This is a genomic window from Vibrio sp. Vb1337 (genome assembly GCF_033338715.1).
In the GTDB taxonomy this organism is placed as follows: domain Bacteria; phylum Pseudomonadota; class Gammaproteobacteria; order Enterobacterales; family Vibrionaceae; genus Vibrio; species Vibrio alginolyticus.
In genome coordinates, this window is record NZ_JAWOTD010000004.1 from 287,391 (window position 1) to 312,555 (window position 25,165).

Consider the following 25,165-nt stretch of genomic DNA (forward strand, 5'->3'; position numbering starts at 1 on the left):
TGAGTCACTATGAGCATTCAATATCAGGGTCAATCGATGAGCGTGTACCGTCTCGCTCAGTTAACTGGCTATCCAATGACTTCCCTTTATCGCGCGTATCACAAAGGACTACGAACCGGAGAGGAACTACTGGCCGAGGCTACCAAGCACCTTGTGACCTACCAAGGCAAGGTAATGACCGCAAGACAGCTATGCGCCGCTACCGACACCAGTTACCGCAGAGTGCTAAGACGCCTTAAGGCTGGTGTACCCGCTGAAAAGGCCGTAAAGGACAACGTAGACCGCCGAGGAAAGAACTGCGCATCCAAGTTATCCCCTAGTGAAGTTCTACGCATCTACGAGCTGTTATTCACTAAACAGGTATGCCAACACACGCTAGCCGAGGAATATGGCGTTCACCAGTCCACGATTAGCGACATATGGCGACATAAACGTTGGGGATGGCTTACTGCTCCGCTTCGATACCAGTTAGAGGGGAAAGCAAGCAATGAGTAAGACAGGAAAGACAAGAGCCTATGTATTCACGCTTAAGGTGAAGAAAGCGAGCCTAGTGACGGTACTTAGATTCAAACACCAATGGTTAGCCTACATGGCCATTAAGCATCTGAAAAAGCGATTCTGGTTTGCTGACCTACAGTTTAGGCAAATCACGCCTCTTAATGCGCTCTGGTACTTCTTTTTGATAAAGATTGGCTACTATGAAACACTCAAGAAAGCCACCAGCAAAAAGCGACAGAAACAATCTTTAAATGGGTAAAAATTACAAAATTAAATGCAAACTAATATTGTGATGTGTTCGGAATAGGTTTAGTACTATTCCCATAGGACAGTGACGGATACGACTTCCTATACGGTGCGCTTGTTTAATAAGGTTGTGCAAGCGTTGTAGGGTAAAACCTACAGGCTCCCAAAGAGGGCAAAGGGTTGATCTTCGAAAGAGGGTCAGCCCTTTGTTCTTAGTTGTGGGCTTAATCTTCGTCGTCGTCGAGCTCTTCACATTTCTCGTCAAAGCCCTTATCAAACGCGCTACGCAATTCGTCAGTAAAACCGCCCTCATTCTCAAAAATCTCATCAAGAATGTGGTCATCTATTTCTTCGATATCGATATTGTATTGCCAAGAAAGTTCCCCTAACACATTAGCGGCAACAATAGCGCTCCCGCCTTGCATACTCATGACATTTATTGCGTAACCAGCCATATAGCCAATGGTGTAGCTATGGGGTCTTTGGCTCATCAGAAAACCAGACATAGCTTTCTCGTCGCTAAAGCCGTTATTTACGCCTAGTTCATATTGATCATTATCCATGCCAACTCCTTAATCTTTCGAATGAAATGAAAGATGATACTATCAGTTATGGAGCATGGCGCCAATCGAGTTAAAGGGACGTTCTAATATCCCTAACTATCTTAAGGTAGCGCTGAACGTGCTGACGATAGTCCTTGTAGACCTTAAGATATTCGGCCATATCAGCAGTCAGTTGTTGCCCCTTTTCTTCGACGTTATGCTCACTTTCATCAATGTCTTTAGCGAGGGTCGTTAATCGTTGGTAGTTTGATAGGCCAGTGAGAAAGCTATTGCTCATAGCTGCGCATACAGAGGAATATTCCAGTTCTTTAAAGGCTCTGGCTCCCTCACTGGACAAGCCATTAAGAATGTCTTCGTGTAGGCGTTGATAGCGCTCACGATATGGATGCAAGATTTTTAATGGGATTTGCAAAGCTGCCGTGTTGCTTAGTGTCGTTAAGCTATCTTTAGAGAGGGAGTTCTCAGTAAAATCTTCAAGCATAGTCTTCAACATGCTCTCAAACTCAGAAAGCTGACTGTAGGTGTTCTTATAGTGAAACTCATCACGCCATTCCCCAACAGACTGACGCGCCAGATAGGCGGCGTATGCAGCTCCAAACCCACCAAGTAATGTGCCTATGGATGTAATGACATTTATAAATGAAGTTGAGACTTGGATGTGAAAGCCAAATATCAGTCCTACAAACACTAAGGCTGCTATCCCTATAAAAATAGGCATAAGGATTCCCTGTTTATTATGATTAGCGGTAAAGGATACCTCAGTTAATATGCCATTGATAACATACGTGCTTCAGAGTGGGTGATTGGTAATACTTGTTTTTGTTTGTGATGGTAAAAAATACTTGAACTAATAATTCCGAACGGATAAATTTATTTGTGCGCGATTTACATAGTTGCCATTGTGACGACCGTGTTTTCCTTTAAAAATCTTAGACAACTGTGCTCAAGCGTCTTTGGTTATTCCATTGGCGCTTTTTTATTGATTTTTCGAGGTAAGTATCAATATAATTGCCTTGTTTTCGTGTGAAGCGTACAGCTTCGGCGAGTGATTCAAAGAAGGTTTGCAAAAGAGAGTCAAAGAGCTGGTAGAAATACTGGCTCTTTTTTATGTGTCGTGTTTCAATCTATTGAAAAGGCGTTTTGAGTGTCCTATATTTGCCTCGCTCGCAAGAAAATGGACGTGGATACTCCAAAATATAGATGGCCAATTGATTGGTTATTGAATTACCTGTTATTGACAACTCCTCAAAATCAAAAGGCCACGGTAAAACGTGGCCTTTTTTATGTAAAAAGCGCCATTTTCAACAAGTCTATTCGGAATGGCAAGGGCCGTAAAAAGCCAACTAAAATACATGCTACCGAGAAAATGAATACGCATGTGATTCGCTGGTGGCTTCCCGAGGCGAACAGATTCAAGCAGTACCTATCAAACGGGGTAAAAATCGGCACTGGTTGGCGGTTTAGCACATCCCCAAGCCAATGCGACACACAACCACATCCAAATCCACACAGAATCGCACCTAGAATCGTGCTGGTGGCTTTTAACGCCTCAATTGGTATGAATGTATCCCCTATCGCCAAATGATAGCCATAAGCCGTTACAGCGAGCCATATTGAAAGGATGTGGGTGTAAGTTCGGTGCGGGATTCTGTCAAATTCAAGCCAGTCCGGTGCGCTCGAACCGCTTAAGCAACCAAGAAATGCCAGGATTGAATGCAGTGGTGTTGTGTCTGCCATTAAGGCGAGAGGAACGGGCGCAAAGCACAGTGCGCCCCAAGCGTGTCCAGTTCGGTTCATTCAGCTTCGCATCGAGCGCAATACGCATAGACGATAGCACTCATCGCTATGGTTCGATTGCGGTAGTTGGTGGCCAATTTCTCAAACGTCTTTGCCACTTCGGGGTCAATCCAAGGACTGATTTGGCGTGTCCCTACTAGGTCGCCCTCGATTACTTCGGGGTGCTTTTCTGGTAGTTGGTTTGGATCGGTGTTGTTGATGGCCAACTGATACAGCTCGGTCAGGGTAATCCCGTTCTGTTCGCATGCTTTTGCGTGAGCAAGGCGTGAAATTCGAACTTGAAGTAGCGCTAATCCCTTTTCCCGTTGGCGGGTTCTAAACATGGCTTGTCGTGCTTTGGTTTTGGCTTTGTGTCTGAATTTGATGCGCTCGGGTGCTTTCAAGGGGGTATTCCTTTCGTCACGTAGCGCGTTGTCTTGGGTATGGGGGAAAGGTGGCTAGTGAGATAACGCAGCCAATTACTATATCGTGCCGCAGAATCAATTGTACATGAGTAGCGTTACTCACTAGCTGGCCATGATTATATGGAGAAAATCGTTACTGTAAATACTATTTAATGTCGCGTTATCAAATTTTGTGTTTAAAATCTTATTGACAATCAAATGATTGTTTTAACTGGCCTCGTTCGTATTGTTGTTACCTGTTCAAACTCTGTATTATTCCGAACGTAACAAAATGAATGGGGTTTAACCGTGTCCGGCAAGATTGACTATCAGGCTCACCAACAGCAGTTTTGGGAGCAGTTAGAGAAGCAGCCGACTTTGACGCTGGCCGAGTATTGCGAAGCCAACGGATTGAAGTACGGCACCGCTAAGCGATATATAAAACGGCCAGCCAAAACGGGCGGCAAGTTCCAACCGTCCGTTATGCCAAAAATCAAAGCGAAAAAGACCAGTCAGGGCAATGACTGGCATTCCCTTTTGAAAGAATTTCTCGTGCGTGGCGCTCAAAACCCAACGCTCACGATGGCCGCTTATGCGAAAGATAAAGGGGTGAACGGTGCGACATTGCGCCGCCAGTTTAATTCCATGCGATCGCTGCCCGAGTTTGATCGATTATTTGATCTTTACGATGAGCAATTAGCGAAATTTCAAGAAGCGAAAAACGACAAGAAGAAAAAAAGGGCTGATAAATCAAAGTCCAAAGAAGCGGGGGCAACTGCGCAAGCGCAAAGTGCGCAAGGCGATCGCGCGAAAACAGGGGGTATTGGATCACTGCGCAAGCCGCGATCAGTTGAGGGACTTTCGCAGTATTCCAGTGCTCAAGTGGGTCGCCCTGTTGTGCATGGTGGTTATGCCCGTAGTGCGGGTATTACTGGCGAAATCATGGATATTCTCATGGATACCGATCCGCTTTCGGTTTGCAACGAACTGATTATTGCCCGTTCGCAGTATTACCGAATGAATGAGACGTTAGCTAAACGCCTTAAAGAGATCGATGAAATGGAAGAAAGCGGAGACATTCCGCTCGATGACGAAAACCAGCCAGTAGACATAAACGCCATGCGTGACCGTCTCATCTTTGGCTATGGCACCAGATTGCGTGAACTGGAATTAAGTATTTCCACGATGGCCAAACAAGAGGCCAAGCGCTACATCGATTTGCGTAAACAGGAATACGCTGAATTGATGATGCCATACTTACTGCCAGCGGAAGAAACCAGCCTAGTAATAGAAATGCTTTCTCTGCGCACTAAGAACAACTGGACAGCCTTAGAGACGTGTCAGCAAATCGAGAAGTTAGGCGCACGTCCACCAGCAACGCTATTGCATGAAGCTAAGGTAGAACTAGCTAATCTAGAGCCAGAAGTAGACGACACTGGTATCAGTGAGCAAGAGCTGGATGAGCTGTTTGATGACTACACGTTAGAGCAGATTGAGCAGCAAGATAACTGGCTACCTGCGCGCAAAGAAGAAGTAAACCGACGAATCAAAGAAGCCGAAGACCTAGAGAACGGCGTAGAACCTACCCTATCCCCATCCCAAATACAAAACGAAGCCGCTAAAGAGCAAGCCTATGATGACCTCGATAACGAGGGAGTGTCGGGGTTTGACGATGTAGACAGCTTCGAGGTACTTGGTGGCTAGACGAATAAAGAGCGTAACACAAGATCCCCGTTACCCTGCCCTAGTTAAGCGGTATCGCTTTGACTGGAAACGCCTCGCTGTTGAGCTAGTCGGTAAGAAGCCGAGCTGGCAGCAGCGCAAAATCATTGATAGTGCTCAGCGTATTGGTGCGAGAACGACTGTCAGCTCTGGCCACGGTACAGGCAAGTCAGACATGACCAGTATCATGATCATTGCTTTCATGCTCTGTTTCCCCAATGCGCGTGTTGTGCTGGTGGCGAACAACGCGAGACAGGTACAAATCGGTGTCTGGAAGTACCTAAAATCCAACTGGAACACGCTCTTACAAAAGCACGGTTGGTTACAGCAATACTTCACCATTACCGAGACAGCCTTTTTTGAAAACTCAGCAAAAGGTATCTGGCAGACCAGTGCTAAATCGTGCCGTATTGGTAACGAAGAAGCGCTAGCGGGTGAACACGCTAAACACTTGTTTGTTATTGTCGATGAGGCGTCAGGTGTCTCTGACAAGGCTTTTGGTGTGTTAGCGGGTGCATTGACCGAGAAAGATAACCGAATGCTGTTATTGAGCCAGCCAACGCGCCCTAGCGGCTATTTCTACGATACGCATCACCGATTAGCCGAGCCTAGTGGTCGATGGCGAGCCATCCGGCTTAACTCCGAGGAATCTCCGTTCGTAACCGTGGAATTTATCCTCGATAAGCGATTGGAGTATGGCGGTCGAGAGGCACCGGAATACCTGATTAAAGTACGTGGGGAGTTCCCAAGTTCTATTGCTGGCATGCTGCTTAGTCGGGATGCACTGGACAAAAGCGCAAGGCTCAACCTCGATATGCCCGATGGTTGGGGTTGGGCTGCGCTGGTGGACGTGGGTAATGGTCGTGACCGCTCGATACTCAATATCTGCAAGGTTTGGGGTCAACGCATGGAGCGCATCGTTAAGAGCGTGAAATTGCTTGAACAACCAAGCACGGTCGATCCGGTTCGGTTCGCTGACATTATCCATGCAGAGTGTAGTGAGGACTTGTACCCAAACATCACGATAGCAGTGGATAGTGACGGTGTAGGTTATGACACGGCGACTTGCTTAGAACGCTACGGACGGCGCGTACAGCGCATTCGTTGGGGTAAGAAGATGCACTCCACCAGCGATAAGCAGCGTTTCTTTAACCAGCGTGCGTATGCCAATGTTATGGCTCGGGATGCGATAAACCAAGGCCGCATGCAGATAGATAAGAACGTCAAGACGGCAGAACAAGGCAGTAAAATACCTTGTGCAATCAACGAGTCAGGCCAATGGGTAATGATGCCAAAACCGATGATGAAAGAGAAAATGAACATCCCATCACCTGACCGTTGGGATACATACTGCTTTTCTCAATTGGTAGATTATGTGCCGCACGAAATGGAAGTAACAGAGAGCATGCTAGAGTCTCGCAGTTCCGTAGAACAATGGGTACTGGAAGCGCTTGAATCGGACGATGCTTAATTCCGTTGGTGCCAACATATAAAAGTAATATGAAAAGGTGGCGATACCGCTAAATATCGCCACCAAATCACCAATCAAAGCGGAACAACAATAATTTAGCTTAAAACCTTAGTTCACTAATCCATCGAACTGCGAACGTGCTTTGCTTTCGTTCTTGCTTCTAAGCTCTTTTCTGGCTTCACGAATAGCGTCAACTTCGCTTTCTATATACATATTAGCGTTAGGGTACAGTACCGACTTAAAAGCATTCGCTTCATCGAATATCGAACGTCCCTCAGTGGTGTTGTTTGTGACTAGCACATCGTGATCTTTACAAGAGCGATGCCTAATTAGAACAAGGCCACCAGCGTTAACGTGAACCTTTTTAGCTACGCGAGAAATGCCGCCATTGTTGCCATCATAGGTATGGATAATAGCGACAATGTCATTGTGTTCTTGACCGCGCTTTCTAAACTCAACGTCTGCATTGTCTTTGAAGTATTTCAATTCATTCAATGCAGTGTTTTTATTGTTAGTGAGCTGTTCTTTCTCATCTTCTGGAAGATCGTAGGAGAGTTTACGGTCGAGGTCGCGTAGGTATGCTTCAAGTCTTTTGGCTAGACGTGCACCAGTGACTTTCTGGCTGCTAGCTGCTTTATTAATTGTGATGTTAACGCGACGGACGTTCTCAATTACGGTCGTCTCTTTAAATGAGTTAGATGAGCTGTTGAAGTATTGAGGTGCGCGCTCTAAAAGCTCTTTATTGGCTGATTTCGCGGCCTCAATATACTCAAGTAAACGAGTGGTCGGATTACCACGTTTTACTACAGCTACGATGCGATCATTGAATAGTCCACTATCTTCCTTGCCATCTATTTGTTCGGAAAAAGTCGCGCGGTGCTTCAAGGCACGTTTTAGGCGCGCATCTGCCGTTTGTTTGTTTGCAAGTAATTGATTAAGTGTTTCTATATCAATAGCTTTTAAATCTTTAATTTCAGTATTTTTTTTATTAATCATGGTGAACGGTTGCTCCAAATTACATTGGAGGATAAAGGTTACACTCCATCCCTGAGCGTATGCGAGTAACGAAAAACCCTACCTTTATCCTTGATGCGTAGCATACCGTTTTTGTGTTCGGAATTAAATAAAAAACGAACAGAAGAACGTTATAAGTGTTGCTTTTTAAGCGGAGAAGTGATCTCGAACGAAGTTTAATACGTCATCACGATTAATGGATGAATTACATAGTGCGTTCGGATGCGATTGGATAAGATGCATCATGCAAATGTCGGTCGCGTCATCGAGGAACGAACTGCTAAATACATCTAGGGACAGGTCACATTTATCTAGTATTTCGACTGGAATTAATTGATTCAACGTGCAGTGCATATCTATATCTCTTAAGCCAATTGACTGGATAGCCAATACGTATATAGCTCTGATTTGGAAAGAGTTTAGGGGATTCTCGCCAACCGAGCTGATGTTCGCGGAGTATTATGAGACTGTGATCTTTGATTGTCTAGATATGCAAAATAATGCAAACATATCGTTACTAGCAGCTAGGTTTTGAGAACGTGACCTATACCGCATAATAATTGAGGATATGCATGTTTGCTCGTGTCGCGTGACGCCGTAACACCGTCATTATATTGCCACAGACGGGTAATTGTCGTGGCGAGTTTCAAAAAAACCTCTTTTAGTTTCAGTTCTAGACAGAACTGAAACTAACTTAACCAATGTTTTGTCGTTGGTCATCGACGCAAAAAGAAATAAAACCCAATAAAAACAATAACTTATAAAATGTCTAAGATTGCTTTCTAATCCTGGCATTTTGTGTGAATGAACCTAAATATTCCATAGGAATATTGATAAAAAATGGCTTATTGCTGGTGGCGTTTTGAGCACTATTGCGTTATTTATCAAAAGTTGATTAATCGCCCGCTTTTGGAACTCTTTGTACTTTCAATAGAAGTATTCCGAACATGGTTGCAAAAGATATTCCTTTGGAATATATTGTGTTCCGAGCAAACACTGGCGTTTTGCCAAAAAAGGATCAGCAAAAATGTTTAAAAAAAATGAATTGGTGTCGCTTTCGGATGAATGGGCGAGCAAACGCAGTGCCATCCAAGAGCGTAATCATGACCTTATTCTTATCTCTCTGGATGAGCTAATTAATGAGTGTGGAGGCCAAGAGCAAGCCGCCGCTGTCATTCGCAACTTCTACGGCTTGCCTTGTGTGCAAGGCACGATCAGCAAGGCGCGAAAAGGTGCCAATGCCCTAAAGATTCGCTCTCAGCTTCGCTTTGCTATCAATACCATTAAAGAGCCTCAAAGTGTTCAAGCACAAACCAAGATGATTAACCACTTTGGCCGCCTACCTGTTCACCACGATTTTGTGTGTGTCGATGGGGAGCTCGGCTTGTTCTTGGGCTTTGGCTTGCTATCTCGAACCCTGCAAATTCAGGTGTTCGTTGGTGGTGAGTTTAAGACGGTTAATGCTAATGAAGTGGAGTTGATCTAATGGCTGCTTTCCCTGCACGTGACTTAGACGAATTGGAAAAAATCATCCGTTTAATGGATGACATAAACCCGCTTATCTCGATGATGATTGAAATGGAGGTGCGTACAGGTTTACGTTATTGCGACATTTCGAAGCTAAAATTCAGCGATGTGATGATAAATGGCGTGATTAGGTCGTCATTTACCATTGTGCAGTCTAAAGGCTTCAAAGGCCGTATGACCCGAGGTAAGAGTGAAAAGGCCGCTAAAGAAGCCGCCCGAATCACCATCCACGTTAACGCCGAACTGGAAGAACTGATTAAGCGTATCTACCTACACAATGGCCATAATGAGTTGATGTTTCAATCCAATCACCACTTGGCCAAAAAGGGCAATGCGATCAGCATCCAGTACATCAACCGAGCGTATAAGCGCATAGCAATGGAGTTGAGGTTGCCATACCAGCTATCAACACACTCGATGCGAAAAATGTACGCCATGCTATTGCTTGAAAAGAAAGCCTCTTTGAAAGTGATTAAAGATGCGCTCGGTCATTCCAGCGTTGCTGTGACTGACCACTACTTAAGAACGTTCCACGATGAAGCGAAAGAGTACACAACAGGTATTTCATTAAAACCAAAGTCAGAATAAAGGGAGGGGAAATTATGTGTAAAGCTCTAATGAACGCGAACTTGCGAGTAAACGAATTTAAGCTTCGACAACAGGAACTTTCCCGAACCCCGATTCCGAATGAACTCAAGCCAAAGGTAAGAGAATTAATGAAGCAAGGGTTCAGTAAAAAGGCAATCAAGCTAGTGCTTGGTTGCAGCTATGATGACCTAAAGACTATCAATCTGTCGCATTAATTAGGAATATAGAACACACAGTTACGCTGTAACGTTATTCATTTGGCCAAGAAAGGGCAGCAATGGCCAATTAAATCCAACCGAAAGGAATCGCATGTTTTGTTTTTTTGAGGGTTATAGAGTGTCAGAGTGTCGTAACGCTTATGCTTATTTCGTATCTAACACAGGCTATCGATTTATCACCAAGAAAAAGACTTGCTACGCCGTTAGTGTACCTAAACCGGAGGGTGGTTATATTCGTCGTTCTGTCGGGTTTGTTCGCATTGGTGAAAAGAAAGGACTACGCAAGGCAACCAAAATACGAAACCAAATCGGCAAGGAACTATGGGGGCGTTGTTGGGATCGCGTTCGCAAGCAATTCAACTTACTGGCGAGGTTGCCGAAAAGTCTCGACCCACGGTTAACTACCATTGATGGTAAGCAATACTATGTGGCGAGGTACACCAAGTACGATGAGAACGACCAGAAGCGCGAGCATTTCATTAAGGTAAGTGTGAGCGCTCATGGGAAATTGGCGGCATGGACACTTGCTAAGAGAAAGTTACTCAAAGCTCACAGCGATGTGATGGATGTATTGTTACACATTGAAAAGGTCAGCAGCGTACAGCTTAAGTAGTGTTGCAGTGATTTAATATTTATCCGAACACATGTTGTAGTTAATTGTATTTTGATTATAAAGTACTCCTAATATAAAGCTTGCGGCTTCAAGCATGAGAAAGCCGGTATCTGAATACAAAACCACCAACACACAGTAGAAGAAAAATGAGCATTGCATTTAGCATATTCATGTCTATTGCGTTTTGGATTAGCGCAATAACCATATTCATTCTGTCCGCCTGGGCGATCCACCGAGCCTTAAGCAAGAAAGTTCGCCGTATCAAAGAGCGCCGCCGAGTTGAGCGTATTAACGCGCATTACAACGCTTGGGCAATGACAGTCTCAGATTCCCAATATTGGGTACTGCGCCGCAATACTGAGCGTCAGCTAAACAAATAACCAATGATTCAAATCCTAGTTCGCTTGGCAACATAAGGGCGTAGCCTCGGCCTGGCGCAAGAGAAAAGAAAATATGTATATTTGGCCATTCTCAATCATTAAAAAACAACAAAATGAAATCAAACGACTTCACGCTCTTGTGCATCAACTAAACGCTGGTACGGCAGCGAAATACTGCCAAATAATGGAGGATGAAAACATCGATGAGGAACTTAAACGCTCACTACTTCATAACCTTGCAGCTGCGTTCGTGGGCTACTTCAAACATAAAAGATCGAACAATCACCGGTTTCTGGATTACATGGATAGCGATCTTAGTCAGCAGCTCTCAATCTTTATTCAAGAGGAGAACGGCCAAACACCAACAGCCACACTGATTCGCATTAAAAAGGCAGCATACGACCTAATGAATGCTACCAACGAAGAAGAAGTAGAAGCGGCAATGACAACACTAAGAGAGTTAACCAGATGAGTGAGCTAATACGAGTTGTATCGGTTGGATTTCATAAGAACCAACCTTGTCTATGTGAAAACAAGTGCCACAAGGACGAACAGGAATTCCCTATTGTGGATGAGTTTCGTTTTATTGATGCTACTAGGATCTTTAATGATGATCAGTGACGACTATGTTGTTGTGTCCAATCACGGTTGTAGCAGCTTCATTTTTTTAGGTCTACGCAGCAACATTAAGGCATAAAACGTATTCATCCCACTAGGTTAGCTATAACGTGTGAAGCTTTTGTTTGAGTTGGCGGCAAATCAACGTGCGACATTGACCATGACATTAAGCGCTAGCTGGTGGACATTAACAACAAAGGACAATGGAAAACCCTCGATAGATGCGATCGCGTTTTCTACTGCGCTCATTGGGCTAAACGACTAATCCCTTTATCGAACAATGATAGTAATGAAGATGATTAACTGGCCTGCAATAGGATTAACCGTATTGATTGCCATTGCAATGGCCTACGTGTTTGAAGCATTAAAACTACCTAGAACCCTGAGCTTTGTTATCGCTTTTTACCTTGTTTTCTATATGTCAGATACGCTTTTAAAGAGAATGATCTGATCATGCGAAAAACGAAGATTACTTACCGCAAATCATTCCGACTACTTGGCTTGGTAAGAATTAACTTTGGCAAACCTGGCTTTACTAGCGTTTCAATTGGCGGGCGTTGGTTAACGCTCAATATAGGCCGCAGAGGCGCTTATATCCAAGGTTCATTGTCTGGTACTGGTTTGGGCGCAAAACGCTGAATATGGAAGCCTAAGCGCAAGAAAGAAGCACAAAAGAACTATTAGAAGTAGAAAGCAACTCTTGATTGATGCGCTCAAGGTTGAATACAAACAACTTGAGAAGAAAGCAGCGTGATGTAAGGCGCAACAAGAAATGCCTTTGTTAGCGCTCTTCGAGTTGCGAAAGGAAACCCAAGAGAAGCTACCAAAAATTGAATCTGGAACACGCGCCTTATAGAACTATGTACAGCAAGCCATGCACCACTACGCCAACTTTATACATAAGGCACCGACCCTAACTAGCTTTATCGAAGCGTGTAGACATTTCGAACTAAAGCCGTATCAGAAAGATTCTATCGAGAGATTTGAGGTCAATCGAAACGTTCAAGGGGGATTGATATGTCTTTGCTAAGTTGTATTAACTCATACACGGTCTGACAGATTTGATTATACAGTGTGACTTAATAGTACACCCACACTCGACATCGCACTGCTCACTTTTGGACAGAAACGTGCCAGCGCTTTTGCTAAATTAGCAAACAATCAATAAGTGCAGGTATGGCAAATGGTTATGCTCGTACTCAAAGAAATTGGAGAATTAAGCAAGTGACAAACGCTGGAAGCCCTGCAATAAAGAAAACCAAACCTGTCTGGAAGTTCATTCTATGCTGCTCTCGTTGGTCTTCTTCGAAATCATGACCTTCTACCATTTTGTAAACTTTATCTGTTCTAGAATCATCCATATGCACTGTTTTACTATATACGCCACCTTCCCACATAAGCTTTGCTAAAACCCAGTTCACGATAACAACGAAGAACAGAAAGTTGACTGACTGAGTAGTAGCAAAGAAGGGGACAAACTGAGCTAAGAGAATAATAATCAATGCTGCAACAAGATTGATTAGCACCACTTTCTTCAGTAAATTGAGCAAAATTCCCTCCTAGAGCATAACGCCCTGTTAAGGGGTGAGCAACGCAATACCAAAGCCGCCGCATACCACCTTAAACATAAAAACCAACGCATAGTGAAAATGCCACGCGTTGCGAATCCCTCTTGAACTGTTTGTTAGTTAATCAAATTTTCGCATATGTTGAAGCACATATGTTCTCATAACACGCGCATTATCACCCAAACGTTGGTCACCACATGCTACGTCACCCACAAATAACTCTGGAGATGAGTAAGCTGGGATCTTTTGGGGTGCAAATGACATTACCGTCCCGTAATTACCGCAGCGCCAACCATAAGCAAAAGGCTGTATCCGAGGATAAGTCGTTTGCTCAAAAGCATTTAAAGTTGAGTGAGAGGATAAAATTGACTCGTGATCATGATGAGCCCCGCTTAAGTGTCCTATTTCATGCTCCATAACAAAGTCTGCGCAATCTAAAGCAGCGAAGAAAAAGTTACCCGAATCGCTTGATAATCCGCAATTAGACCCGCCAAAACTAGCTTTATAGCTATCAAAAACCACACCAACAAAACTTGGTATAGATCTGCTATTCAATTCAGGTGGTTCGTAGCCAAGGCTTAAAGTAAGCAATACTTTCGCTGCACTTAAAGATTGAAACCAAGTCTCATCAATATCATCGAGAAACTCAACTTTACTTAAATAACGCTCGATTGGGACACATGAGTTGCGCAATACAACATTCGAATAATTAACCCATTTGTTGAGTATTTGGTGAACAGCATCCTTAGTTCGAGTTGCCAGTACTTTTTCGGACAAATAGAGTTGAATCGGCGTTTTTAAACTTTCACTTCGCTCACAGTTAGGATACGAAATAACTTCGGCATAAGAAAAGTTACTCCATAGAATCAGAATGAAACAAAGAAAACATTTCCTCGACACACTCAAATCTCCTTGTTAGCTAACGCCCTGTTAAGGTGTGAGCAACGCAATACCGATGCCTCAGCATACCACCTTAAACACTAAAACTAACGCATAGTAAAAATGCCACGCGTGCCGAATCACTCTTGAACAATTTGTTATGCTCGTTCTTTTAGGGTTTGTAAAAGACTTACAAGCTCCAAAACTGCTGTAGTTTCAAAGCGATCTAGTTTTGGTAAGACATAACTATCGTTCAACGTTTTTAAAGTAATTTCTTTGAGCACTGCACCGTCCCTTGAGTAAGTCGTATCATAGGACTCAACATCACATACACTCAAATGCCAAAGTGCGCTATTTCCCAGTTTAAGAGTAATACGCCCACCTAGAACCTCGATGCTGTAAAGACCATTTTTATCCGGAAACTTTTGCTGTAACAATAAGCTAATTGCGGCTATCGAGCTCAAACCTAGCGCTACAAATAAGCTTCCTGAAGCAATAGAAATAACGATAATACCTATAGTGCCGATTAAAATTGCACCTTTATTCAAAGCTTTATCTTTTTCCCTGAGATACACAACTCCCTCCTGAGAGCATAACGCCGCATTAAGGTGTGAGCAACGCTACCACTGAACCTAACTTTACCACCGTAAACACAAAACCCAACGATGACATCAAAAATGCTAAGCGTTGGGAATCACTCTTAAATGCTTTGTTATGCCACTTTACACGTATAATTTTTCTTTTACGATTTTCCGCCAGACTTGATATGATAGTTTTACTGCATTTACCGCCTGTTCCATTTCGCCAGCCAATTGTCCGTAAGCAGCACTATCACTCCAAGATCCTGCTCGATCACAATTTAACTGTGGAGCAAGGCACATTCGATAATTATCTTGAGGCTGAGTATACGGATACATATCAAAGTGTTCATCGACAAAATAAATAAATTCAGTTAGTGCTTCACACAATAATGCAGTCTTTTCACTAATATCCTTGCATACAAAAGAGCTACTTGATGAAGTAGCTTTGACAATAAAGTCACGTATACTTTGGTCACTGTTTCTATAAATCGAGTGATCACTTCTTAAATTTGAAAGGATATGATTTAAAGCATCTTCTTCAACAATATCGTTTAGTTGTTCGAAAATTAACTTGTCATGTAGCTCTTTTTTCTCAAGAGCTGCTTTTGATGTGACAGATAATGCAACTTCATGCAACCCAGTATTTAACAAATGATAAACCAAACCGAGACAGCATAACAAAAAACCCCACAATGTATCGGAATCATTGGTTATTGATAACTCGAGTGTTTTCTCAAAAATCTCATTAACTATTGTAATCCACAAAGGAGTACTCATTATCGACAAACCACATACCACTATTAACCACGTGATTTTGTTATAAAATTTTGGCTTCAAAGCCTCAATCAGTTTAAGAACAAAATTAAAAAACTTATCCATTACTTACCTAACTAAAATTAAAGTTGCATAACGCCGCATTAAGGTGTGAGCAGCGCTTGGCTATACTTGAGCGAAGCGAAACTGCCAAGCGTTGCGAATCACTCTTAAATGCTTTGTTATGATTTATTTTACGGTTTTCCAATTCCTTGCGGATGTTCTCCCAACCAATGAAGTAATAACTGAGTTTCCTACCTCACCCGAAGAGTTGTGAGATTTCTTACTTTTTTTACGTTTCTTCTTTTTGGCTTTATTGATAGGTTTGTTTCGGAGCTCAAATTTCTCAACGGCTTCAGATATCGAGCAGCCAGATCTTCGGCGAATGTTCAAAATGGAGAGTTTTTGCTTCTCACCATAGTTTTCTAGCAGGTAAAACTCTGGATCTTTAAAAGCAGGAACCAACTCATTAGGTTTATCCCCAGTTAAGCCGGAGGATACAAGCTTTCTTGATGTCGATTTTTTCATGAAACCTCCGATAAATCATAACGCCTTGTTAAGGTGTGAGGCACGCAATACCAGTGCCGACGGACAACGCCTTAACCACTAAAACCAACGCATAGTAAAAATGCCACGCGTGCCGAATCACTCTTGAACAATTTGTTATGCTTCAACTGCCTTAGACTCCAAAACTGCACGAATTGGATTCCAATTATTTTTATATGGCTCCATTTTTTCTATACTCCAATGAAGCCTTAGCCATTTTATTTCTTTGACATCTCTGCTTGAATAATGCTCTTGAATTACTGTGGAAGGAATAACGTAAACATCCGGCGTACTAGCCGGGTCTAGGCCTTTAAGATCAACGAAACAGAAGAAAAATGTGTCGCTGGAATTCTGAATAGCTTTTTTGCCTAAAGTAAACTCCAAGTGATTCCAGTGTCTGTTTTCACCTCTCCCTCTCTTTCGTCGCGCAGATGTACTTGTTTTTACTTGGATACTGATTGTGTTATTACCATCAATATCTGATGCTAGTAGGTCCACAGAGGGAGAACCTTCCCGCACCAAAGCGGATACATAATTAAAGCATGACAGCACGTATGCAACATAGTGCTCTCCCGCCCCACCAACTAGTTTACTATTTGACACAGAATCTCCATTGAAACATAACGCCGCATCAAGGTGTGAACAACGCGACCACTGAACCTAACCATACCACCGTAAACACTGAACTCAACGATGGAATGAAAAATCCCAAGCGTTGAGAATCACCCTTAAATGCTTTGTTATGGCGCTGAACTTGAAGCTAACTGCTGAACGTCTATGAGGTCTACTTCCCTACCCAATATTCGCTTATATTCTACCAACTGATGAACCGGAATGACCTGTAATTCAATACCTTGATAGCTTTTGACAACTGACTTTGAGAAGTCGATTTCAAGTTGGTGCCACGAACCATCCAGTGAAGATTGGATCTTGGTATGTTGAGCCAAACCTATTTCAATTTTTTGATTTCGATAGATTAACTGAAAATACTCTAAGTCCCAGCCATATTCCGAGTAACGAGTAAGTGGCTTAGAAACATACTGTGGAACGTGAGCTAATACTTTTTTTGCATCTAAATTGTGGATATAGAGGTCGATGTCTGCGACTTCACGACTGCCACCATGAATCGTTGCCGCCAACCCACCGACTATTTGATACTCGATATTCTCCGATTCCAAAAGACCTTTGAGCCAGTTCAAGGCTACTTTTACTTTCTCGCTCATAGAGTTCCCTTAGCTGATTCTATCCCTGCGCCATAACGCCGCATTAAGGTGTGAGCAACGCCGCTACCTAACCTAAACCTTTACACCGTAAACACAAAACCCAACCTTGAACTGAAAATGCCAAGCGTTGGGAATCACTCTTAAATGCTTTGTTATGCATTTAGTCGTTCTTCGGGTGAAAAACTATCGTTCACAAACTTTAAGAATTCACAGCTTATAATTTTCGCTTGTTCCCAACCTAAATCACTAGAATCAACGACATAAAAGCCAGATATAACACCACCTGCAATTCTGGCCACGCAAATATTTCCATTACCATCTAAGCAAATTGGCATTGCGCCAGACATATCGTGCTTTACCCCATAAATATCTTCGCCGTATATCTCCGACAAAGAAAAGAACTGTAACTCTTTGAACCCAAAATAGACTATAGGGCCATCGCTAACACTCCACCAATTCAACATACTTTCAGGAAGAGTTATTTGAAATATAGTTTCTAACTTGTGTATTTCTTCCTGATTTGCGCCTACAGGTCTATCTATAAATTCCATGAAGCCCTCTGATGCATAACGCCGCGTTAAGTGGTGAGCAACGCTACCACCCAACCTAAACCATTGTGCCATAAATACAAAAGCCGATTCGAACTGAAAGTGCCAAGCGTTGTGAATCCGCCTTGAACGCTTTGTTAGAACTGTACTCAAATATAACGACTAACCCGTTCTAATTCTTTCAAAGCGATACTGTCAGCTGCGATTCCAACTTGGTTCGCCTGCAATGAATACCACTTAACTTCATCAGCCTCGTGACCCGTAATGTCTCCTGCCCAACTGGTAACAATGAAATAATGGATCAACTGCAGTTCTTTTGTTGGGTGGTAAAGGGAACATAAATATTTGTATTCCGTTGGAATAACATTGAGCTCTTCATTTAACTCTCGGAACAACGCCTGAACTTGAGTTTCACCATATTCAATGTGACCACCCGGTATAGTGATTAAGCCCGGATCAGTTTCCTTTTGCTCACTGCGTTTTTCTAGCAGTACCTTTGAACCATTAAGCATGATAAAGGAAATACATTCATTTACTTCCATCTATATGTTCCTTTGAAAGTTCTAACGCCCTGTTAAGGGGTGAGCAACGCAATACAAAAGCCGCGCATACCACCTTAATCACCAAAACCAACGCATAGTAAAAATGCCACGCGTTGCGAATCCCTCTTGAACAATTTGTTAGCTTAAATTATGTAGCACCAAGCCACACTACCCCAAAACATAATATTCAAAGTCCAGACCATCACACTTTGAATAGGGAGCATATGAAAAACTAACTGTGGACATGTCCTAAGATCTCTCAGCGAGAACAACATTTGAGGCTGAAAGTCCCAACTGGTAGCTAAACGCAGACCTCTTTGAAACCGAGGATGATTCACCAAATATTCGGCGTAAGATTAATAAATTGTCCACAAGCCGAAAAGACCAAACAGCTCAATTATTGAGATCACTTCCAAACTAAATGGCAATAATGAGGGTCCACCAATGAGTAAAATACCTGCAAATATCCATTTTTTACTTCTCATTACACATCCTTGTTAATGATTTAAGCTAACGCCGCGTTAAGTGGTGAGCAACGCAGACCACCTAACCTAAACCATAGTGCCGTAAACACTAAAGCTGAATCAAACCAAAACTGCCAAGCGTTGTGAATCCGTCTTAAACGCTTTGTTATATGCGTAGTTTCAACTACATAAAGACTGCTTCTAGTTTGTTTCCATCAGCATCTCGGACAAACGCCGCATAGTAAGTTTCACCGTACTCAGGCCGTAAACCTGGCTTGCCTGCACACGAACCGCCAAGCTCCAATGCCGTAGCATAAAACTGGTCAACGGCATCTTGATTCGGCGCATTGAAAGCAATATGAGTACCATTACCCGAAGATGCCACATTTTCGCATGGACAACCGACCCAAAATTCAAAATTTTCGCCGTAGGCAGCCGCTACATTTTCGATGTAATGAGAACGTTTTATGGATAAAGCGGATAGAACTGAGTCGTAAAAACCCACAGCAGATGCCACATTTGAAACACCAACTGAGACGTGATTTAAAATCATTTTAAACTCCCTTTTGCTCAAAAATTTTGAAAGCATATAACGCCCTGTTAAGGTGTGAGCAACGCAATACCGAAGCTCCCGCATACCACCTTAAACACTAAAACCAACGCATAACAAAAATGCCACGCGTTGCGAATCACTCTTAAACAGTTTGTTAGAGCGCAACTCACAGATTGAACAGAACGTTCAAAAGAGAATTTACCAAGGAAGAGATTCCTAGAAATAGAACTAATGGCAAACCTATCGCTATTATCAGTTTAAACTCTACAAACTGACCTACAACTGCATCACCATATCTACCACCCAGAAACTTTCTCGATTCGTCTCCAACTGTAGATTTCACTTCATCTGTGACCGTCTTACGATCTTTACCGATGAATTCTTTAAACAATATAAAGCCGAAGGGAGCGATAATAATGCCGGCGATAAGATATGACATGTATTCAATTATATCGGTCATATTCATATTTCTTCTCCTGCGCTCTAACGCCCAGTTAAGGGGTGAAGCACGCAATACCGATGTTTCTGCATGGCACTTCAACACAAAAATCAACGCATACCAAAAATGCCTCGCGTGCTGAATCCCACTTGAACTGTTTGTTAGTACGCTGCCCTTAAAGTCTTTGGCACACGCCAAGATGCTGAAATATAGCACGAAACTTGTGGTTAAAAGCACAGAAGCCTAACGGACAACTGCCAATCTAAAAACCGACCTCAAGACGAAAGTTGGCTAGAAGAAAAACGTGCCAAACTTCCCTTTTTCACCGTTTTCAAATTAGCAAAGGATTCGGTCTTCAGACTTTAACAACTGCGCCAAAGAAACGCAGTTTTTGCCAAACATTTCCCAACACCAAAGAAGCCACACCAAAGAAATACCCCCAAAGTTAGAAACCGTAAACGATGAAATCAAAGCGAAAACTTCGCATCTAGTGCCACCGGGGCAAACGTGAAAGGCACATTTGATCAGGTGTAACGTTAGGAAAAGAAACCAATAAACACAGAAACTTTTAACCTTTGATGCCAATTCAGTACTAACGCCGCGTTAAGTGGTGAACAACGCCAACCACCAAACCTAAACCATTGTACCTTAAACACTTAAGCTAACTTGAACTGAAATCGCCAAGCGTTGTGAATCCGTCTTAAACGCCTTGTTAGGCGAAGTTTCCCACCAATGTTTAAGGTTGTTTGAAAGCAGATTACCCGAAACAAAATAAGCAACCAAACACCCACTGATTTTTTGTGATTCAAGAACCATATAAGCCACTATGTTTCAGCCGAAGTTTCGACAACCACAAAATACAGACTTTCAGCAATAAAGTTGCTTTTGAGGAGGCGAAACGGAAAGCTACAAACTTAAAGCGAGAACGAAAACCTCGATTAACTTGACCTTTCCACACTTTGAGCCAGTGAAATTCACAACCAACCGACTATGAAAACCAATGAGGCAACCCGCAAACCTTGGCATGTTTTACGGCCAGAGAGATTCAAGGATTTGAGCCGACAATGTTGAATTGCCGACATAGAAAAACGAAAGCTCAAAGAGAACTAAAAAGATGAGAACAAAGAACTTCCTGCCCGTCGCCTAACGCCTTGTTAAGGTGTGAGGCACGCAATACCGAAGCTTCTGCATACCACCTTAACCACTAAAACCAACGCATAGTCAAAATGCCACGCGTGCCGAATCACTCTTGAACAATTTGTTAGCATATTTTTTCAATGCTCATAGTTCTTTAAGTGATTCTCTTAGTTTATCCATAGTTTGAATTCCAAGTTCACTACTAACCCAACCGTACTGGTCGCCATGGAACCTAGGGAAAATATGCAAATGGTAGTGATCGAGCTCGTTGAAATGAGGTGCCTCTCCATTATTTTGCATAAAGCCGATACCATCAGGATTGAACTTAGCTTCTATACGTTTATATAAATCTCTTGCAACGTCGGTGATCTCTAAAAACACAGACTCAGGCAGGTCGATGAAAGTACGATATTGAGTCTTAGGACAGATTAAAATATGTCCAAAGTTGATTGGGTCATGATCTGCAAAAGCTATAACTTGGTCAGATTCATACACGATGACCGAGTCAATTTCACGATTAACAATTTGTTCGACTATCGTAGTCATCTTAACTCCTATCAAAGTATGCTAACGCCCTGTTAAGGGGTGAGCAACGCAATACCAATGCCGCCGCATGCCACCTTAAACACTAAAACCAACGCATAGTGAAAATGCCACGCGTTGCGAATCCCTCTTGAACAGTTTGTTAGGCGACATTTCTACGTTTAACTTCTTTCTCATACGAAGATTCGTTATATAGCCAGATAACCAAAAATGCGAAAAACATCCCGCTCGTGTAAATTGAGTAATTAAGAGCATTATCCGATAAGAAAATCGTAATGCTTGCCGCATCAGAAGATGGGTAAAGGAAAATAACATTAAAAATCATGTACAAAATGGCTGTGACGAAAGTTGTTCTAAAAAGCCAATTTAAACATCCTTTCTTTCGCGATTTTTGCCAATTATCAAATGCTTTAGCATTCATTAATCCACTCCTTTTCTGTTAACTGAAGCTAGATTCACGCCAAGATACTATCCACTAGTCTATCGTTTGTCTCATGTCGCCTAACGCCCTGTTAAGGGGTGAGCAACGCAATACAAAAGCCGCCGCATACCACCTTAAACACTAAAACCAACGCATAGTAAAAATGCCAAGCGTTGCGAATCCCTCTTGAACAGTTTGTTAGGCATTGGCTACCGGTGCCTCTGACTTTCTCAGGTATAGAGCTAATAACCCAAAAACTAACTCTGCAACTAAATAAACATACATTAGTGTATTAGGTTGACCGTCAAACAAGATACCAATTAGACGACCAAACGCCATAAATAACAATGTAATAGCTACAATAACTAAAGCCAAAGTGACATCTTGCTTAATCTTGAGGACGAGTATCAAAGCAAGACCGATTGCAAACTGGGCACCACTATACGTAGCCCTAAAATCAATAGTTGCAGAGGTAGAATTGGGGCTTGAGCCTGTAATTAAGTTTGCCATGTCTACAGGGAACACAGCAAAGATAGCTCCGTAGAGCAAAAAGAATAGCGCAGTTAAGTAAACTAATAATTTCGACATACCTACTCCCTTAGGTTCGAAAAGATGCCTAACGCCCTGTTAAGGGGTGAGCAACGCAATACAAAAGCCGCGCATACCACCTTAATCACCAAAACCAACGCATAGTAAAAATGCCACGCGTTGCGAATCCCTCTTGAACAGTTTGTTAGGCGACATTTCTACGTTTAACTTCTTTCTCATACGAAGACTCGTTGTATAGCCAAATAGCCCAAAATGCGAAAAACACCCCGATCGTGTAAATTGAGTAATTAAGAGCATTATCCGATAAGAAAATCGTAATGCTTGGCGCATCAGAAGATGGATAAAGGAAAATAACATTAAAAATCATGTACAAAATGGCTGTGACGAAAGTGGTTCTGAAAAGCCAATTTAAACACCCTTTCTTTCGCGATTTTGCCAATTATCAAATGCTTTACCATTCATTAACCCGTTCCTTTTCCGTTAACTGAAGCTAGATGCACCCCAAGATACTATCACTACTCTATCGTTTGTCTCATGTCGCCTAACGCCCTGTTAAGGGGTGAGCAACGCAATACCTAAGCCACCGCACACCACCTTAATCACTAAAGCCAACGCATAATGAAAATGCCACGCGTTGCGAATCCCTCTTGAACAGTTTGTTAGGTGCGTAGCCAAAGTTGGTAAAAGTCTGTTTCATCGTGCTTGGGATTCTTGCGCACGAACTCCCAACCATGGTGCTTATAGAATGTGAGAGCTCGATGGTTAGTTCGGCTTACTGAAAGTACAGCACGCAAACAACCCGCTTTACTCAAAGTGCTTACAATATAATCCTGCAATTTTACAGCGAGTCCTGAACCACGAAAAATCGGCTTTAAGTAAATGAGATGCACATAGCCAGTCTCAGGCTCGGGTGAAAAGCTACGAAACTCTAACTGCCCTGCAAACTGACCATCCACAAATATATGGATATAGAACCATCCTGATGTTGCTAACCGGTCTAAGACTCGTTCACGATAACCACTGATGAAGTCGTCGAAACCATCGTAATGCCCAAAACTACAAAAGTATGCATCTTTTCTTGCAGCAACGCATAATTCGAAATCATCAATGTTTATCTGCCGAAAAGTAATTTCCATACTTACATTTTCCTTCAAGCACCTAACGCCCTGTTAAGGGGTGAGCAACGCAACACCGAAGCCGCAGCAAACCACCTTAAACACTAAAACCAACACATGGTAAAAATACCACGCGTTGCGAATCCCTCTTGAACAGTTTGTTATGTGAATTTTTGACCTCTTCCGAGTTCCACTTTTTTCACAACACTTTGGAATAGCTCTGGCTCGAACCATTCCCATTTACCTTTGCATTCTTTGAGCTTCGCCTCGTTGTAAAGATTTTGGATTAGCTTGGTTGCTTTAATGGCTAGTAAAGAATACTGATAATGTCGCTCTTCAAATAGCTCCGCATAATCGGGTGGCTCAGCCACATAGTCCCAAACGCTTTCAATCTTAGAATTAGCTACATATATTTCATTCGGGAGGTACAAAATTTGATGCATTAGCTCAGAGTTGATAGACAACCAATCTACTTCTAACGATAGAGGATCAAACTTTGGAGTTTCGACTTGTGGTAAATAGTAGCCGTCTTTATCCGGTAGCCCTCGATAAGTTCCATCATCCTTAACGACCTGAGCACAGTTATCAACGAAAATTTCTAGCATGCTTACTACGCGAGTAGCTAAGTACTGTTTTCTCTGTCTTGAGGTCATTTTGAAGACAATCCAATCTTTTAGACCTGTAGTAAGAACACCAATAATGACACCAGATAAACCAATCAAAGCCTCTATCATGCCGACTCCTAATTCACATAACGCCCTGTTAAGGTGTGAGCAACGCAATACAAAAGCCACCGCATACCACCTTAAACACCAAAACCAACGCATAGTGAAAATGCCACGCGTTGCGAATCACTCTTAAACAGTTTGTTATAAAGATGACTAAACGCTCTCACGCATGGGTAAATCACGCAGCTCTCTATTAATAATTTTGGTTGATATATACGGAGCACCTTGGAACAACATGGCGAAACTGACTAATACCGTGAAACAAGAGACGATTAAACTTGGGTAATTTGGCGACGTAACTATTTGAGATATGCTGTAAGCAAACCATATTATCCCTCCAATAAAACCCGGCAAACCTAGCCCCAAATTATAATATGCATATAGTTTATCAAATTTATCGATAGCAATTTGAAAGTTCTCTTTATGAACATCTTTGAGGTTGGGAAGTAATCGGCTACAACGAATTATGTGCTTAAACGAAACCCGAGTGCCAATGATTTCGTTAAGATCTAACATCCCGTTTAAGAGTACACGGCTAACTCTCACACCATGAGTAAGATAAAAAGTTTCTATCTCAATCTCCGAATGCAAATGACGCTTTAGCCTTTCATCTAAACTTTCAATTGATACTGAACGCTCCAATGAATCTAAGCGGCGTTTTCTATGGGTTGAATACGTAGAAAGAATCTTTTCAAAGTTAATGACGATTGATATAGCAATAAACAGAAAAACATAACCATAGTTTCCTGCATCAAGGTAAGCCATTATTGTTTCTGTCACTTAACATGTTCCTCTATCTTTATAACGCCCTGTTAAGGTGTGAGCAACGCAATACCGATGCTCCCGCATGCCACCTTAAACACTAGACGCAACGCATA

33 protein-coding genes are annotated in these 25,165 nt (G+C 42.5%); 11 read left to right on the top strand and 22 right to left on the bottom strand.

Annotated elements, in window-relative coordinates:
• Nucleotides 1–9 precede the first annotated feature (9 nt).
• Both R7E42_RS06895 and R7E42_RS06900 read left to right on the top strand, forming a co-directional pair.
• Nucleotides 10–495 carry a hypothetical protein gene (locus R7E42_RS06895; protein WP_318072521.1) on the top strand — a complete coding sequence of 162 codons (486 nt, stop codon included), beginning with the start codon at nucleotides 10–12 and terminating at the stop codon, nucleotides 493–495.
• The gene (locus tag R7E42_RS06900) at nucleotides 488–757 is read left to right on the top strand and encodes a hypothetical protein (protein ID WP_318072522.1); all 270 of its coding nucleotides are present in this window, start codon (nucleotides 488–490) and stop codon (nucleotides 755–757) included. The genes R7E42_RS06895 and R7E42_RS06900 overlap by 8 nt, the downstream gene beginning before the upstream one ends.
• Nucleotides 758–968: 211 nt before the next feature.
• Here the strand turns inward: R7E42_RS06900 and R7E42_RS06905 are convergent, their stop codons facing one another.
• From R7E42_RS06905 to R7E42_RS06920, 4 genes are all read right to left on the bottom strand, one after another.
• Nucleotides 969–1,307: a hypothetical protein gene (locus R7E42_RS06905; protein ID WP_318072523.1), complete on the bottom strand. Its 339-nt coding sequence runs from the start codon at nucleotides 1,305–1,307 to the stop codon at nucleotides 969–971.
• A gap of 70 nt (nucleotides 1,308–1,377) precedes the next feature.
• Nucleotides 1,378–2,025, bottom strand: a complete 648-nt coding sequence (locus R7E42_RS06910; protein ID WP_318072524.1) for a hypothetical protein — start codon at nucleotides 2,023–2,025, stop codon at nucleotides 1,378–1,380.
• A gap of 563 nt (nucleotides 2,026–2,588) precedes the next feature.
• Complete coding sequence (locus R7E42_RS06915) at nucleotides 2,589–3,104, bottom strand: metal-dependent hydrolase (protein ID WP_318072525.1); 516 nt, start codon at nucleotides 3,102–3,104, stop codon at nucleotides 2,589–2,591.
• On the bottom strand, nucleotides 3,101–3,487 hold the full coding sequence (locus R7E42_RS06920) for a hypothetical protein (protein ID WP_318072526.1): 387 nt from the start codon (nucleotides 3,485–3,487) through the stop codon (nucleotides 3,101–3,103). Before R7E42_RS06920 ends, R7E42_RS06915 begins: the two co-directional genes overlap by 4 nt.
• Before the next feature lie 309 nt (nucleotides 3,488–3,796).
• Between R7E42_RS06920 and R7E42_RS06925 the strand changes: the two genes are divergently transcribed.
• Both R7E42_RS06925 and R7E42_RS06930 read left to right on the top strand, forming a co-directional pair.
• Complete coding sequence (locus R7E42_RS06925) at nucleotides 3,797–5,191, top strand: hypothetical protein (RefSeq protein ID WP_318072527.1); 1,395 nt, start codon at nucleotides 3,797–3,799, stop codon at nucleotides 5,189–5,191.
• Entirely contained in the window at nucleotides 5,184–6,680 is a 1,497-nt protein-coding gene (locus R7E42_RS06930) for a terminase (protein WP_318072528.1), read from the top strand. Before R7E42_RS06925 ends, R7E42_RS06930 begins: the two co-directional genes overlap by 8 nt.
• 108 nt (nucleotides 6,681–6,788) lie before the next feature.
• Here the strand turns inward: R7E42_RS06930 and R7E42_RS06935 are convergent, their stop codons facing one another.
• Nucleotides 6,789–7,676, bottom strand: a complete 888-nt coding sequence (locus tag R7E42_RS06935) for a hypothetical protein (RefSeq protein ID WP_318072529.1) — start codon at nucleotides 7,674–7,676, stop codon at nucleotides 6,789–6,791.
• A 1,045-nt stretch (nucleotides 7,677–8,721) separates the two neighbouring features.
• Between R7E42_RS06935 and R7E42_RS06940 the strand changes: the two genes are divergently transcribed.
• The 7 genes from R7E42_RS06940 to R7E42_RS06970 all read left to right on the top strand — a co-directional run bounded on the left by R7E42_RS06940 (nucleotide 8,722) and on the right by R7E42_RS06970 (nucleotide 12,277).
• Nucleotides 8,722–9,180 (top strand): hypothetical protein, encoded by a 459-nt coding sequence (locus R7E42_RS06940; RefSeq protein ID WP_213986484.1) that lies wholly within the window; start codon nucleotides 8,722–8,724, stop codon nucleotides 9,178–9,180.
• A complete protein-coding gene (locus R7E42_RS06945) occupies nucleotides 9,180–9,809 on the top strand; it encodes a tyrosine-type recombinase/integrase (RefSeq protein ID WP_318072530.1) in 630 nt (209 codons plus the stop codon). The genes R7E42_RS06940 and R7E42_RS06945 overlap by 1 nt, the downstream gene beginning before the upstream one ends.
• 309 nt (nucleotides 9,810–10,118) lie before the next feature.
• The gene (locus R7E42_RS06950; protein WP_212668980.1) at nucleotides 10,119–10,640 is read left to right on the top strand and encodes a Fe3+-citrate ABC transporter substrate-binding protein; all 522 of its coding nucleotides are present in this window, start codon (nucleotides 10,119–10,121) and stop codon (nucleotides 10,638–10,640) included.
• Between the two features lie 146 nt (nucleotides 10,641–10,786).
• Nucleotides 10,787–11,020, top strand: coding sequence for a hypothetical protein (locus R7E42_RS06955; RefSeq protein WP_318072531.1), 234 nt, complete (start codon nucleotides 10,787–10,789; stop codon nucleotides 11,018–11,020).
• Nucleotides 11,021–11,093: 73 nt separating this feature from the next.
• Nucleotides 11,094–11,492, top strand: coding sequence for a hypothetical protein (locus R7E42_RS06960; RefSeq protein ID WP_176311806.1), 399 nt, complete (start codon nucleotides 11,094–11,096; stop codon nucleotides 11,490–11,492).
• A gap of 258 nt (nucleotides 11,493–11,750) precedes the next feature.
• Nucleotides 11,751–11,903 carry a hypothetical protein gene (locus R7E42_RS06965; RefSeq protein ID WP_318072532.1) on the top strand — a complete coding sequence of 51 codons (153 nt, stop codon included), beginning with the start codon at nucleotides 11,751–11,753 and terminating at the stop codon, nucleotides 11,901–11,903.
• A 188-nt stretch (nucleotides 11,904–12,091) separates the two neighbouring features.
• The gene (locus tag R7E42_RS06970; protein ID WP_318072533.1) at nucleotides 12,092–12,277 is read left to right on the top strand and encodes a DUF4236 domain-containing protein; all 186 of its coding nucleotides are present in this window, start codon (nucleotides 12,092–12,094) and stop codon (nucleotides 12,275–12,277) included.
• A 560-nt stretch (nucleotides 12,278–12,837) separates the two neighbouring features.
• On the opposite strand, the gene R7E42_RS06975 is transcribed toward R7E42_RS06970, so the two are convergent.
• The 17 genes from R7E42_RS06975 to R7E42_RS07070 form a co-directional block, all read right to left on the bottom strand.
• Nucleotides 12,838–13,188 carry a hypothetical protein gene (locus R7E42_RS06975; RefSeq protein WP_318072534.1) on the bottom strand — a complete coding sequence of 117 codons (351 nt, stop codon included), beginning with the start codon at nucleotides 13,186–13,188 and terminating at the stop codon, nucleotides 12,838–12,840.
• 138 nt (nucleotides 13,189–13,326) lie between these two features.
• The gene (locus tag R7E42_RS06980; protein ID WP_318072535.1) at nucleotides 13,327–14,106 is read right to left on the bottom strand and encodes a hypothetical protein; all 780 of its coding nucleotides are present in this window, start codon (nucleotides 14,104–14,106) and stop codon (nucleotides 13,327–13,329) included.
• A gap of 137 nt (nucleotides 14,107–14,243) precedes the next feature.
• Entirely contained in the window at nucleotides 14,244–14,660 is a 417-nt protein-coding gene (locus tag R7E42_RS06985) for a hypothetical protein (protein ID WP_318072536.1), read from the bottom strand.
• 147 nt (nucleotides 14,661–14,807) lie between these two features.
• Nucleotides 14,808–15,545 carry a hypothetical protein gene (locus tag R7E42_RS06990; RefSeq protein ID WP_318072537.1) on the bottom strand — a complete coding sequence of 246 codons (738 nt, stop codon included), beginning with the start codon at nucleotides 15,543–15,545 and terminating at the stop codon, nucleotides 14,808–14,810.
• 123 nt (nucleotides 15,546–15,668) lie between these two features.
• Complete coding sequence (locus tag R7E42_RS06995; protein ID WP_318072538.1) at nucleotides 15,669–16,007, bottom strand: hypothetical protein; 339 nt, start codon at nucleotides 16,005–16,007, stop codon at nucleotides 15,669–15,671.
• Nucleotides 16,008–16,142: 135 nt separating this feature from the next.
• Nucleotides 16,143–16,628 carry a hypothetical protein gene (locus R7E42_RS07000; protein WP_025794347.1) on the bottom strand — a complete coding sequence of 162 codons (486 nt, stop codon included), beginning with the start codon at nucleotides 16,626–16,628 and terminating at the stop codon, nucleotides 16,143–16,145.
• Between the two features lie 137 nt (nucleotides 16,629–16,765).
• Nucleotides 16,766–17,248, bottom strand: a complete 483-nt coding sequence (locus R7E42_RS07005) for a MazG-related protein (RefSeq protein WP_151514943.1) — start codon at nucleotides 17,246–17,248, stop codon at nucleotides 16,766–16,768.
• A 152-nt stretch (nucleotides 17,249–17,400) separates the two neighbouring features.
• Nucleotides 17,401–17,799 carry an SMI1/KNR4 family protein gene (locus tag R7E42_RS07010; RefSeq protein ID WP_062730552.1) on the bottom strand — a complete coding sequence of 133 codons (399 nt, stop codon included), beginning with the start codon at nucleotides 17,797–17,799 and terminating at the stop codon, nucleotides 17,401–17,403.
• Between the two features lie 146 nt (nucleotides 17,800–17,945).
• Entirely contained in the window at nucleotides 17,946–18,338 is a 393-nt protein-coding gene (locus tag R7E42_RS07015) for an NUDIX hydrolase (protein WP_262638272.1), read from the bottom strand.
• A 648-nt stretch (nucleotides 18,339–18,986) separates the two neighbouring features.
• Nucleotides 18,987–19,355, bottom strand: coding sequence for a VOC family protein (locus R7E42_RS07020; RefSeq protein WP_318072539.1), 369 nt, complete (start codon nucleotides 19,353–19,355; stop codon nucleotides 18,987–18,989).
• Between the two features lie 166 nt (nucleotides 19,356–19,521).
• Entirely contained in the window at nucleotides 19,522–19,821 is a 300-nt protein-coding gene (locus tag R7E42_RS07025) for a hypothetical protein (RefSeq protein WP_206225585.1), read from the bottom strand.
• 1,254 nt (nucleotides 19,822–21,075) lie between these two features.
• Nucleotides 21,076–21,477, bottom strand: coding sequence for an HIT family protein (locus R7E42_RS07035; protein ID WP_017636213.1), 402 nt, complete (start codon nucleotides 21,475–21,477; stop codon nucleotides 21,076–21,078).
• Nucleotides 21,478–21,616: 139 nt separating this feature from the next.
• On the bottom strand, nucleotides 21,617–21,895 hold the full coding sequence (locus tag R7E42_RS07040) for a hypothetical protein (protein WP_256903402.1): 279 nt from the start codon (nucleotides 21,893–21,895) through the stop codon (nucleotides 21,617–21,619).
• 198 nt (nucleotides 21,896–22,093) lie between these two features.
• The gene (locus tag R7E42_RS07050) at nucleotides 22,094–22,483 is read right to left on the bottom strand and encodes a DUF4345 domain-containing protein (RefSeq protein ID WP_318072540.1); all 390 of its coding nucleotides are present in this window, start codon (nucleotides 22,481–22,483) and stop codon (nucleotides 22,094–22,096) included.
• Between the two features lie 620 nt (nucleotides 22,484–23,103).
• Nucleotides 23,104–23,580, bottom strand: a complete 477-nt coding sequence (locus R7E42_RS07055; RefSeq protein WP_318070783.1) for a GNAT family N-acetyltransferase — start codon at nucleotides 23,578–23,580, stop codon at nucleotides 23,104–23,106.
• 140 nt (nucleotides 23,581–23,720) lie between these two features.
• Nucleotides 23,721–24,293: a hypothetical protein gene (locus R7E42_RS07060; protein ID WP_213964699.1), complete on the bottom strand. Its 573-nt coding sequence runs from the start codon at nucleotides 24,291–24,293 to the stop codon at nucleotides 23,721–23,723.
• A 147-nt stretch (nucleotides 24,294–24,440) separates the two neighbouring features.
• A complete protein-coding gene (locus R7E42_RS07070; protein ID WP_025510797.1) occupies nucleotides 24,441–25,067 on the bottom strand; it encodes a hypothetical protein in 627 nt (208 codons plus the stop codon).
• Between the last annotated feature and the right edge of the window lie 98 nt (nucleotides 25,068–25,165).